The following is a 12246-nucleotide window of genomic DNA, read 5'->3' on the forward strand; positions in this document are numbered from 1 at the left end:
TGAATCCAAACGTAAACACAGCAAGAAGGGTTATCTCTTCTGCAGCGGGGATGGCATGCGTCGTTCATAATTCGGACTAAAAGCGAAAAAATACGATAGAACACCGGGCCCGGCTGCAATACTGCAGCCGGGCTTTTTTTTGGCTCAAAAAAGGAGTAATTCATGTTTTACGGATCTTACGTCGCACTGATCACACCCTTCCGGAATGGCGAAATCGATGAAAGTGCCCTCAGAAAAATTGTTCGCTGGCATATCGAATCTGGTAGTCATGGCCTCATTCCCATGGGCACCACCGGTGAAGCCTCGACGGTGACAGAACAGGAACACAAACGGGTGATCGAGATTGTTGTCGAGGAGACCGCGGGGCAAATACCCGTCATCGCCGGTGCGGGTTCCAATAACCCGAATGAAGCCATCACCTACGCCCACAGCGCCCAGTCTGCGGGAGCAGATGCCGTGCTGGCCGTGGCCGGGTATTATAACCGCCCCAATCAAGCGGGCTTATACGCTCATTTCCAGCTGCTTCACGACCATACTGATATCCCGATTATCATCTACAACATCCCGCCGCGAACAATTGTCGATATTCAACCCGAGACCCTCGCCAAACTTTCCGAGCTCCCCCGTGTGGTTGGCGTAAAAGATGCGACTCAGGATCTGGGAAGAATCAGCCAGGAACGACGCCTTATCAATAAGCCCTTCAGCTATTTTTCGGGGGAAGATATAACGGCACTGGCCTACAATGCCATGGGAGGGAATGGTTGTATCTCGGTTACGGCCAATGTCGCGCCGAGGCTGTGTTCAGAACTGCAGCGGGCTTGCCAACAGGGTAACTTCAGTCATGCACTGATGCTGCACGAGCGCTTGATGCTCCTGCATCAGGCTTTATTTCGGGAACCCAGCCCGTCCGGAATCAAATACGCTGTATCGTTACTCGGACACTGCCATGAAGATGTGCGCTTACCGATGATGCCAATTACAAATGAGACCCGAACGATGATCAAATCCGCCCTCCAGTCGCTGGAGCTTGTTTAAGAAAAAGCAAAATAAGTCACGAAGAAGCACAAGCCTCTTCGTGACATTCAACACTTCAACGCTATGAAGCTTCACCCATTCGCCAAAGTGTAAATCACCCACGGTAAGGACAACCATACACCACCCAGAGCGCCATACCGGGTTAGGCGAGATTCTCTGGCCTCCTGGTGCTGAAATGCCCAGAACAGGATTAAACCGATGGCAGCAGAAGCCAAAAGCAGGCTTATAGACAGGCAGACAACCAACAACATAAAAGATGCCAACGTACTTAAAACAAACGCAATTCGGGCTCCACGCCCTTTGTCATGCACCGAATACCAATACAACGCCCCATAAATCAAGAGCAGTACGGCAAAGAACAAGTAGTACTTCATAGTAATGAAAATGCCTAATACATGAAACTAGCGAGCCAATGGGTCTTCGTGACGAAAATACCGCAGCACGGTTGTCACGATATCGAACACTCTATCCTCACTCAGATCACTGGTATCTCCAGTCAGCCGGACTTTCATGAGAAATCCGTGAACGCCGGTTACCAGAAGGAATGACTTCACGCCGGTGTAACCGCCATTGCGCTCGACATTGAATTTAAACTCGGAGAAGTAAACCGGCAGATTGCTGACACTGGTCTCTGACCGGGAAACTTCCTGAACATCACGATAAAAGCCCCGTTGTTCATAAGTCTGAATATCAGAAATAGCTGAATCAAAAGCCTGTTTACTTAGAGGCGAGGTGATTCCAGTTTCAACGGGGCCGTAGCCGCCGTCATAAAGGATTACCGTTAAGGTAGTGTACTGCTCTCCTTCCAGTTGCCAATATCCGGCCGAAGCGCCAAATCGTTCATCTGGAAACGATTGCACGTCACGATCCTGAAAACCTGAAAAATTTGGCGGTAATTTATTCAAGAGCCCCAGTTCAGACTCGAGAGCTTGCGAGAGTAGCGGGAACACCATGAGCAAAAACAGCATGAACACTTTCATGAGCCAGACATTAAAACCTCTCAAACCAGAGACTTCAGGATTACAGTTATTCGAGTAAACAATGATTATTCAGACCACCAGTCAACAGTTGTCCAGTTTGTTCACCAACCGTTATTCAACCTAATAATAGAGTGCATCATTGTGAACAGCCAATGAAGTTCGGTGTCGAGGTACCAGGGCTACAATTCTCTGGCCACAGGCCTATTCTGTCCGCTATAGTAAGGCTCTGAAAATAAAGACAACGATCCAAGGAAGAGGTGGTTCCCCCATGCTCACTTTCACCCGGAATATACGGCTCCGAGTTTACTCGGTCGCCCTGTCCAGCCTTGTGCTGAGTCCACTCAACCTGTACGCCTCAGAGAATCCGCCAGAGTTTGATCAATGTCTTGTCAACTTGAAGCAGAAGGCGATCACCGCAGGCGTCAACACTGAAACCATAGATAAATCATTCCAGAATATTGCTTACAGCGAAAAAGTCATTGAACTGGATCGCAAGCAACCGGAATTCACCAGTAGTTTCAGTCGCTATTTGAATCTGAGGGTGAATGACCGGCGCGTTAAAACCGGCCGTGAAATGTTGGCCCAACACAGACCTCTATTGCAGGAAGTTACCCGGAAAACCGGCGTGCCTGCTCAGTACATCGTGGCATTTTGGGGGCTGGAGACGAACTATGGCGGGTATCTCGGTAATATGTCGACTCTCGATTCCCTGGCTACCTTGGCCTGTGATCGTCGACGAAGTGCGTTTTTTACCGGCGAATTTATTGCTGCACTTCGCTTGATCGAAAAAGGGGATGCCAGTGCCGAGTCAATGCGGGGATCATGGGCCGGAGCCGTGGGTAATTTTCAATTCATGCCCTCGAACTACTTAACCCACGCCCACGATCACGATGGCGACGGCAAACGAGACTTGTGGAACAGTCTGGAAGATGCCGCAATGTCCGCAGGCTTGTTTCTGAAAAGTATGGGCTGGGAAACCGGTACACGCTGGGGACGAGAGGTAAAATTACCGGCCGGTTTTGACTATGCCGCTGCCGGTCTGGACCAGCCCCGAGAACTTGAAACGTGGCGAAAAATGGGGCTGCGCACAGCAGATGGCAACCTACTGCCGAAGGCACAATTAAAAGCTTCGTTACTGGTACCTGCCGGACACAAAGGCCCGAAATTTCTGGTCTATAGCAACTTTCGTGTGATTATGGGCTGGAACAGATCGGAATATTATGCGATATCAGTAGGCCACCTGGCAGACCGCATTAATGGTGCAGGGACACTGCGCACGCCACCACCTCAGGATATCGAGAAGTACCCATTAAATGCGATCCGCTATTTGCAGGAGGCTTTAAATGAAAAAGGCTTTAATACCGGTAAACCTGACGGCATTATGGGGCCTTCAACGCGAAAAGCGATACGGGCCTACCAGGCCCGACACAATATGATCGCGGACGGTTATCCGGACAAATCATTGTTACAGGCACTCGGTATAAGCCTGACCAATTAGTATCGGCCTCTGGTTTCAGTTTGGCCCTGCGGGCTCCGGTTTCACGAATTGCAGCGGACGGGAGTCCGCTGAGCCTCAATCGTGGTGATGTCCACCGGGTCCGTGGGCGTGGCCATGGGAAATTTCCGAGTCACTGGCTGCACGCAACTCAACAACATCCACTTTGAATGTTAATGTTTTTCCGGCCAGAGGATGATTGGTGTCTACATCCACATTAAATTTACCCACTTTAACCACGGTAACCTGACGAACCCCTTGTTCGGTATTGACGGCAACAACCATACCGGGCCGAATTTTCAACTTGCCTTTACTTTCCTGCCACTCCATCAAATGTTTGATTGGCACTCGCTGGCTGTTATTTTCCTGGCGAACCCCGTAACTCTCTTCCGGTGCGACCGTCACCTCGAACGACTCGCCCGGAGCCTTGCCTTCCATTGCCTTTTCCAGACCTGGAATCACATTTCCGTAACCATGCAGGTAGGCGATGGGATCTCCCGCTCGAGAGTTCTCGACTTCGTCTCCGGCCTCGTTATGCAATGTGTAGTGGAACATTGCCACAACATTCTTGGTAATGGCTTCAGGTGTTGTATTTTCAGTGTTCATAGCAAGTACTCAATGGTCAAACATGCCATCAGCAGCGAGGTTCGCGGCGATGGAATGTGCTCAATCGTTAAATAGAAGGGGCTGTATTATCCCGGTTTCTATATTGCAGATCTATACAAAAGTGCAATTGATTATTTCAGCGAACACGTGTACGCTAAAATGCAATCGGGGAGCTGTCTGTTGTATCCCGACGTTAGAGGAGTGAGATTTATGATTCTGATGTTACGTATTCCATTGGTAATCGGCTATTTTTTGATCGTTGCGTTCGCGGGCTTGCTGCTCTGTCTGTTACGACCTTTCAATCCGGATAATAATTATCTTTGTGCCCGTATCTTTTCATGGGGTGGTATTCGTTTACTCGGCCTCAAACTCAGGATTCAGGGTCAGGAGCATCTCGGCAAAGAACCTTGCATCTATGTTGCCAATCATCAAGACAATCTTGATCTGTTCGTATTTGGCAGTATGCTACCCCCGCGTACGGTGACCATCGGTAAAAAAAGTTTGAAATTTATACCGTTTTTCGGCCAATTATACTGGTTGGCGGGGAATGTACTCATTGATCGCGGCAACGGGCAACAAGCCCGCAAAGCAATGCAGATGGCCACACAGACACTAACCCGCGATAACACCTCGGTATGGATCTTCCCCGAAGGCACTCGCAACAAGGGTAACAATATCCTGCCATTCAAAAAGGGCGCATTCATCACTGCAATCGAGTCCGGTATGCCCATCGTTCCGGTCTGCTCTAACAGCTACAAGAAAACAATCAACTTGAATAAATTTCATAGTGGTGACGTTACCATCAAAATTCTGCCGAAGATTGAGACCCGTGGTTTAAAGCCAGAGGATATCGATAAGTTGATGCAAACTTGCTGGGATGAAATGTCCAGCACTATCACAACACTTGATCATCCTCAATCCCGAACCATCGATATGTCGGCAACAATGCGTACTGCCCACTCAAGTGAGCGAGGGTTTAGAAGGACTCACGTTAAAAACGGTTAACCCGCCTTGATCATGCTCACTGCAGGTCAATTCACCTCAAGCCGGTATTTCAGAGCTTATTTCAAGACAGGTCTTGGAATAATGCTCTAGAAAAACTGGCACTTTTGTCTAGAATTAAAACAATAATAACGACAAAATTGAGGTGAGTATGCACTTTTTTCGAAAGCTGTCTATCCGACAGAAAATCCTGCTGATACCTTTATTTGGTACACTCGGGTTCCTATCCTACTTTATTGTCAGTATCAGTTATATCAACAGCACGGTCACATTACTGGACAATGCCCGTAACGTTGAGTTTCCACTGTTAATGATGGCGCGAAATAACCTCGCCAAGCTGGAGAAAATCAAAGACACCCTCAGTACCGCGGTGTCAGCCAGTGAGCCGGAAATGCTGGAAACCGCGAAACAGCTGGCAGAAGATGTTCGGGTTAACTTTACCCAGGCCAAGCAGGTTTCCGAAGACAGCAAAGACGCCATCATGACGCTCGCTTCAGCCTTTGATAACTATTATTCCCTCGCATTTACCCTCTCCAAGGAGATGATTGACGGAACGGCTGATTTCTCCACGGTTGGCCAACGCAGTACAACCATGTCCAGCTCTCTCAGCGCACTTGAAACCCAGTTGAAGGATTTCGACAAAGAACGACTCGCGATATTTACCAACGCGTTCGATAATGCCAATCACGCCGCAAATGACATCACCTCGATCGGCATGACGCTTGGATCGGTTATGATTTTCATTCTTTTTGCGGTATCCCTTCCCATAAGCTCAACGATTAAAAAGAATTTGCAAGGGGTCATCGACACCTTGAAAAATATTGCTCAGGACAATGGTGATCTAACCATCAGACTTAAGAGCAATGCTCAGGATGAAGTTGGAGACCTGGTACATTGGTTCAATAGCTTCGTCGATAAACTTCAATCCATCGTCAAAGAGATTGTACAAACCGCCGGTCCCTTGGCAAATGCCTCCCAATCCGTGAATTCACTGAGCCAGGACCTTCAGTCCGCCATGTCGGCCCAAAGTCAAAACACCCAACAGGCCAAGCTGTCCGTAGATGAAATGAGTCTGAGTGTAAAAAATATAGCGGAAAACGCCTCTGATGCAGCAGATGCAGCGCGTCAGGCAAACCAGGAAGCCGAGAAAGGACACGGCATCGTTAATGATACGGTGACCGGAATTCAAGGCCTGGCACAACAAATCCAGTCTGCTGCCACCGAAGTTTCGCAATTGGAAAAGGATGTGATGCGAGTCAATGTGGTACTGGAAGTCATAAAAGGCATTGCAGAACAGACCAATCTACTCGCCTTGAATGCGGCAATTGAAGCGGCTCGTGCCGGAGAACAAGGCCGGGGATTCGCGGTCGTCGCCGATGAGGTCAGAGGATTGGCTTCTCGCACGCAGGAATCAACGGAGGAAATCAACTCCATGTTACAGCAACTCCAGAATGCCGCAAAAGCATCCGTTCTTGCGATGGAGTCCAGTACTGAGCAAGTGAACCATTCCGTTACTCTGGCAGGTACAGCAGGAGCCAGCCTGCAAGCCATCAGTGCAACGGTGAATACCATTGATTCAATGAACGACCAGATTGCCGCTGCCACAGAGGAGCAACAAACCATTTCCGCGTTAATGGTGCAACATGTTGAAGAAACCCAACAACAAACAGAACAGGCCGGACACTACTCCCAGGATCTACTCACATTGAGCAATGAGCTCAATGGCATGGCCATGAGTCTCAGTACGGTCGCACAAAAATTCAAAGTTTAACTACTGTGTCCCTTTGACCCATTTCGATAGGGCTAGTTTACGATTGGCAAAGGGCCACGATTTTATGCACACGTGTGCATTTTTAAAATCTTATTCTAGACTAACGTTATGCATCACAGCCAAGTTGTGATGCCGATCTATGTAAGTGTTATAAATCCATTTATCACCAGCGTTCCGGAAATCGCGCGTTAACGGAGATTTCGCTGGCATCAGGAGGGCTTTTACTCATGAAAAAAAATAATTATTGGTGTGCAGCACTGGTCCCACTGCTATGTCTGAGTCAACAGACTCAGGCGGTCGATATCCGTTGGAGCGGGTTTGGATCATTAGTCGGTGGGGTGGTCGTCAGCGATGAAACACTGCCCAACGGTAAAACCACGGAATATCTTACCGATCCAACGATGTCGGATGAATCATCGGCCTACTATCAGGATACCATATCCTTCAAACCCGATACCTCCTTCGGACTACAAATTGATGCTGACCTGACTGAAGGGCTGCACGCTACAGCTCAGTTGGTTACGCGAGGCGGCAACGATTTCCAGACTGGTCTGGAATGGCTCTATGCCAGCTACAATATCACGCCTAATCTGATCGGCAGAATCGGACGTCAGCGTTTACCATTCTACAACTACTCGGACTACCAGGAAGTTGCTTACGCTTATCACTGGATTCGTCCACCTATTGAAGTTTACGGAGAAGGCCTTGTTTCATTTGAGGGTATTTCAACCTACTACACAAACTCCCTCGGTTACTGGGACCTTGAATTGCAATTTTACTATGGCGATGGCGAGGAAGAAGGCAGTGAAGTCGGCCGGGTTAATATTGAAAACTTTGTCGGTTGGGCCGGCACAGCAACCTATGACTGGTTCAAAGTCAGGGTTTCAACGCATCATGGCGAAGTCTGGGTAGAAGGCACACCTCTAAATGAACGTGATAACGCAGCAGAAGAAAGTTTTTTTTCCAGCCTGGGCTTCTTCGTGGACAAAGGGCGCTGGATGCTGGGCACGGAAGTCACCTATATGCGCTTAGGTGATTCCATTCAGTCTGTATACGATAACTCGACATTCGATGAACGCCTGTCCTGGATGATTACCGGCGGGGTTCGTTTTGGCAAAGTCATGCCGCATATTACCCTGTCGAATCGTGAGATTACCGTCACTCCTGAAGGTTTTGGCCCCCTCGGTCCGGTTTACGCCAACCAGAAAGTATCCTCCCAATCCTTGAATCTGGGTGTGCGCTGGGATTTCCACCCTAAAGCCGCGCTCAAGATGGACTACACCCACCGTGTCGATAATTCCGATGATGTCTTCGTCAAAGGACCTGCTGGTTTACCACAATTCGCTGCAGGTAAAGCTTTAGAAGTCGACGTATTGGCGTTTGGTCTGGATTTTATCTTTTAAGGGGACAGAGACATGAAATTAAGCAGTATTTCACGACGTATATTCAGCCATTTCACAGCAATTCTAGTACTTTGCTTTTCCGGCGCCAGCTTTGCTGACGTGGCCATTGTGATCAATCCCGGAAAAGATGTCACGTTAAACGAAAAAGACATCTCCCGTATATTCCTTGCCAAAGTGAAAACATTTCCCGATGGTACCGAAATTGTACCGGTCGATTTGCCACTGACTTCGGCACAGAGACAGCTGATCAACAGCAACCTGATCAACAAAACAGAATCACAGGTCCGGGCGTACTGGTCCAAGCTGGTTTTCACTGGAAAAGGATTACCACCCAAAGAGCTTGAGTCTCAGGAAGCGGTAAAACAAATGATCGCAAGCAATGCCAATGTAATTGGCTACATTGATGCGGCATTGGTGGATGACACGGTAAAAGTGGTCACCATTATCAAATAAGCTTTGAATAGTCTTGTAGACACAAAGCTGCCCAGTTCCATTGTGATGGTTTCTAACCTCATTACGGAACTAGGGCTTGAATTCAATCGCCTGATTGTCTCGCGCCACCTCAACCCCCGATAGCGCCGCTTGATTTGATCGCAACCAGCAGTCCATACCGTGACTGATATGGGTCAGAAACGTGCGCTCAGCCGGTATTCGTTTAATAATGTCCTGTGCATGCAACCAATCATTATGATTGAGCTTGGCGGATGAAGGTTGAGGGGGATGTGTGCAGTCGAGCACCAGCAGGGATAACTTCTGCTGGATCAGAAAATCACAGGTTTCATTTGGCAACCCGATTGTATCCGTCAAATACGCGATCTTTACACCACTCGAATGGGTAATCAGATAACCATAACAGGGTTTCGAGTGATTTAACGGTAGTGGCGTGACATCAATATCACCAATCGTTTGGCTTTCAAATGGCGCGGGAAAAGTGCGAAAATCGAGCAGCCCGGGGTGTTTGTAAAGGTCATCACAGCCCTTGTTATCATTTGGTGTGAACACAGGAATTGCGGTACCAACCCCCCAGCGAATATGAAACAAACCTGCGACATGATCCATATGAAAGTGGGTCAACAAGATGGCATCGGGTCCAACCGGAAACCGCTCATCCAGATCAGGCCAGCCTGCATCTAACAATATGCGGGTTTGATCCGTTTCCAGCAGAGCACTGCAAGGCCCCCGGCGTTTTGCAACCTGAGTACGGGCTGCGTTACAGGCAGGACATTCACAACCGTAGAGCGGCACCCTGCCCGCATCAGCCGTACCCAGAAAAGTGAAGCGCATTAACCTTCCCCCCTCTAAGCTATCTATTCTCGAAACGGATTGGGTACGCGGTATTTCTGAGTCTGTTTATTGTTAGCGCCATTATTCACAATTTGCAGGAATTGATCCACCGAGTCGTCGAGTGTGCGGTTGTTGTCGATCACATTTACATCGGATGTCAAACTCTTCTCAAGCCATTCTGCGCGGCGCAGACGCGCTTCAATTTCAGCGGAGCTTTCGCGCCCGCGTTTCAACAGTCGCTCCCGCAAACGGCTTTGGCTCACACTTAAATAAATTGGCACTAACTGGTTTGGATAGAGCGACTGGGCTTTTTCCAGAAAGTCACGGGAACCGTTCACGATAACATTGATACCCTTACCCATCCAATGATCGATTTCTGCACCAATGCCATAGTAATAACCATTGGCTTGCCAATACATGGCAAAAGCTTCCCGTAAAACCCGCCATTGAAACTCCCGGGAACTGAGCCAGATATGGTTCTCGCCCATGACTTCAGGTTTTCGGGTGATATATCGATGTGCAACAAAACAGTCGTCGCGCAACTCTGCGTGTTCCCGGCACGCCTTGAGAATCGAATCCTTACCTGAACCGGAGGGTCCCATCATGTAGAACAACTTTGCCCGCGCCATCGAATTTGGCGGTTCCTGATTGTGACTGCTACGTTCCACTATGGGCTCCAATGGTTGACTATTTTCTCTGGTCATCGAACGCATTCCCATGCCTAACCTACCTCAAAGTACTTATTATTCTTTTAAAAACACGCCTTTAAAATACGCGTTTCCCACCGTTCCAGACATGCTGGATCAAGGGATGATTCTGATGCTCACGGACCCAAACCAGATCGGCACGCTTGCCAATAGCAATTTCACCACGATCAGCCAGGCCTGCACACTCCGCAGGGGTACTGGTAACGGTCTGAATCGCTTTCGGCAGATCATAGGCATTCTCTTCATGCCGTAAACGAAATGCCCCTTCCAACAGACTGGATGGGTAATAATCCGATGAAAGAATGTCCAGTACGCCCTCTCGGGCAAGTTCCGACGCAGCGATATTGCCCGAATGGGAGCCCCCCCGCACGATATTTGGCGCGCCCATCAAAACACTCAGACCGTTTTCGTGTGAAAGCCGGGCCGCGGCCATCGTAGTGGGAAATTCAGCGATACGCATGCCGTAGTTGGCGCTCTCCTGGACGTGTTCCACCGTAGCATCATCATGGCTCGCCACCGGTATTGCTCTTTCCTTACAGCGCGCCACGATTTGTGCACGATACTGGTCACTGTATAACGCACTCGCAGCCTTTTGACGCGCAATAAAATTATCCAGTTCCTCAGTCGTCATACCGAATTTACCCTGATAATATTCACGGTACTTTTCTTCTTTGACAAACTGGCGTTGCCCGGGCGAATGATCCATCACGGATACCAGATGCACCATGGGATGATCCAGTAACGACTCGAAAAGACCCAACACATCCGCGTAACTGACTTCACATCGCAAGTGAAGATAATGATTGGCGCGGTGCACAGACTGCTGTTCCGCTTCATTCAATGCATCAACCATATCCTGCAAATTACGCAGGCGCTCTCTGCCTTGGTTGATATCTCCCAACGACAATGCATCAAACACCGTGGTTATCCCTGATGCGACAATTTGTGCATCATGGGTCAAGACTGCCGAACGGGAGGGCCAGTCGACGCCAGGACGAGGGGTGAAGTATTTCTCAAGATTATCGGTATGTAGTTCGACAAGACCCGGAATCAGAATGTCACCCTGGCAATCAATACCACCCGGTACCTGACTCAGGCCCTGATCAATGGCGACAATTGAGCCATGTTCGACGACAACCGTGCCCAAAAATACCTCATCCTTGGTAACCACCTGGGCATTGGTTAATATTTGTTTAACGTCCATTCTTACTTCTCCTGTCATCATCCTCAGCCAAATCCCGTCAAGGCGAGGAAAAAGCAGCCATATTCAGTTGCCGGTCCGCAATTTCGTCCCGAATTGATTCATCATGGAAAATGCCTAGCAATGCTTTTCCTGCGGCTTTCGCTTCACGCATCAGGTACAACACGTTTTTCCGGTTTTCCGCATCCAGTGATGCAGTCGGTTCATCCAATAACAAAATGGCATAATCTGCGACAAAGCAACGCGCAATATTGACCCGTTGCTGCTCACCGCCTGAAAACGTGCCCGGAGCCAGGTGCCACAGGGTGTCGGGGATATTGAGCAATTCCAGAATAGTCTGCGCTTTCCGACGGGCGACTTCTTCGCGATAACCCTGCTCTCGCAATGGCTCCATTACAATATCCAGCGTCGGAACCCGGGGAATAACCCTTAAAAACTGACTGACATACCCTATTGTATGGCGTCTGAGCTCGATCAATGTTCGCGGGCTCGCCTCTACCAGATTAACCTTTCCATCCCCATGATGAGGATTTACTGCACCTTGACTAACCCAGATCGCACCGGATTGCGCTTTATAGTTTCCGTATATCGTACGCATAAGCGTACTCTTACCTGCACCTGATGCACCTGTCAGCGCAACACATTCTCCGGCCTCGACTTGAAAACTCACATCACTCAGCACGTTTATCCGGGTATGACTCTGGTTGTGTAAAGTGAAGGCCTTATTTAAATCCTGAACTTGTATCATTGCATTCATATGAC

General features: G+C 48.9%; 13 protein-coding genes. 6 read left to right on the top strand and 7 right to left on the bottom strand.

What is annotated here, in order from left to right; all coding sequences use genetic code 11:
* The first annotated feature begins 162 nt into the window (after positions 1 to 162).
* On the top strand, positions 163 to 1035 hold the full coding sequence (dapA, locus tag OLMES_RS26805) for a 4-hydroxy-tetrahydrodipicolinate synthase (RefSeq protein ID WP_087464083.1): 873 nt from the start codon (positions 163 to 165) through the stop codon (positions 1033 to 1035).
* Between the two features lie 71 nt (positions 1036 to 1106).
* Here the strand turns inward: dapA and OLMES_RS26810 are convergent, their stop codons facing one another.
* Entirely contained in the window at positions 1107 to 1409 is a 303-nt protein-coding gene (locus OLMES_RS26810; RefSeq protein ID WP_087464084.1) for a hypothetical protein, read from the bottom strand.
* A gap of 27 nt (positions 1410 to 1436) precedes the next feature.
* Positions 1437 to 2003 (bottom strand): hypothetical protein, encoded by a 567-nt coding sequence (locus OLMES_RS26815; RefSeq protein ID WP_087464085.1) that lies wholly within the window; start codon positions 2001 to 2003, stop codon positions 1437 to 1439.
* Between the two features lie 280 nt (positions 2004 to 2283).
* Between OLMES_RS26815 and OLMES_RS26820 the strand changes: the two genes are divergently transcribed.
* Positions 2284 to 3513, top strand: a complete 1230-nt coding sequence (locus OLMES_RS26820) for a lytic murein transglycosylase (RefSeq protein WP_087464086.1) — start codon at positions 2284 to 2286, stop codon at positions 3511 to 3513.
* A 75-nt stretch (positions 3514 to 3588) separates the two neighbouring features.
* Here OLMES_RS26820 and OLMES_RS26825 read toward each other — a convergent pair whose 3' ends face one another.
* Positions 3589 to 4116 carry an FKBP-type peptidyl-prolyl cis-trans isomerase gene (locus tag OLMES_RS26825; RefSeq protein WP_087464087.1) on the bottom strand — a complete coding sequence of 176 codons (528 nt, stop codon included), beginning with the start codon at positions 4114 to 4116 and terminating at the stop codon, positions 3589 to 3591.
* 210 nt (positions 4117 to 4326) lie between these two features.
* Here OLMES_RS26825 and OLMES_RS26830 point away from each other — a divergent pair, with 210 nt between their 5' ends.
* The 4 genes from OLMES_RS26830 (at position 4327) to OLMES_RS26845 (ending at position 8745) form a co-directional block, all read left to right on the top strand.
* A complete protein-coding gene (locus tag OLMES_RS26830) occupies positions 4327 to 5121 on the top strand; it encodes a lysophospholipid acyltransferase family protein (protein WP_087464088.1) in 795 nt (264 codons plus the stop codon).
* 148 nt (positions 5122 to 5269) lie between these two features.
* Positions 5270 to 6889 carry a methyl-accepting chemotaxis protein gene (locus OLMES_RS26835; protein WP_087464089.1) on the top strand — a complete coding sequence of 540 codons (1620 nt, stop codon included), beginning with the start codon at positions 5270 to 5272 and terminating at the stop codon, positions 6887 to 6889.
* 227 nt (positions 6890 to 7116) lie between these two features.
* Positions 7117 to 8292, top strand: coding sequence for a hypothetical protein (locus OLMES_RS26840; RefSeq protein WP_087464090.1), 1176 nt, complete (start codon positions 7117 to 7119; stop codon positions 8290 to 8292).
* A 12-nt stretch (positions 8293 to 8304) separates the two neighbouring features.
* Entirely contained in the window at positions 8305 to 8745 is a 441-nt protein-coding gene (locus tag OLMES_RS26845; RefSeq protein ID WP_198343148.1) for a type 2 periplasmic-binding domain-containing protein, read from the top strand.
* Positions 8746 to 8814: 69 nt separating this feature from the next.
* Here the strand turns inward: OLMES_RS26845 and phnP are convergent, their stop codons facing one another.
* The 4 genes from phnP to phnL form a co-directional block, all read right to left on the bottom strand.
* Positions 8815 to 9576 (bottom strand): phosphonate metabolism protein PhnP, encoded by a 762-nt coding sequence (gene phnP / locus OLMES_RS26850; RefSeq protein WP_087464091.1) that lies wholly within the window; start codon positions 9574 to 9576, stop codon positions 8815 to 8817.
* A gap of 23 nt (positions 9577 to 9599) precedes the next feature.
* Complete coding sequence (gene phnN / locus OLMES_RS26855) at positions 9600 to 10280, bottom strand: ribose 1,5-bisphosphokinase (protein WP_157678643.1); 681 nt, start codon at positions 10278 to 10280, stop codon at positions 9600 to 9602.
* A 61-nt stretch (positions 10281 to 10341) separates the two neighbouring features.
* Complete coding sequence (locus OLMES_RS26860) at positions 10342 to 11487, bottom strand: alpha-D-ribose 1-methylphosphonate 5-triphosphate diphosphatase (protein WP_087464093.1); 1146 nt, start codon at positions 11485 to 11487, stop codon at positions 10342 to 10344.
* A gap of 37 nt (positions 11488 to 11524) precedes the next feature.
* Positions 11525 to 12241: a phosphonate C-P lyase system protein PhnL gene (gene phnL, locus OLMES_RS26865; protein WP_232465219.1), complete on the bottom strand. Its 717-nt coding sequence runs from the start codon at positions 12239 to 12241 to the stop codon at positions 11525 to 11527.
* Between the last annotated feature and the right edge of the window lie 5 nt (positions 12242 to 12246).

It is taken from the genome of Oleiphilus messinensis (assembly GCF_002162375.1).
Lineage (GTDB): Bacteria > Pseudomonadota > Gammaproteobacteria > Pseudomonadales > Oleiphilaceae > Oleiphilus > Oleiphilus messinensis.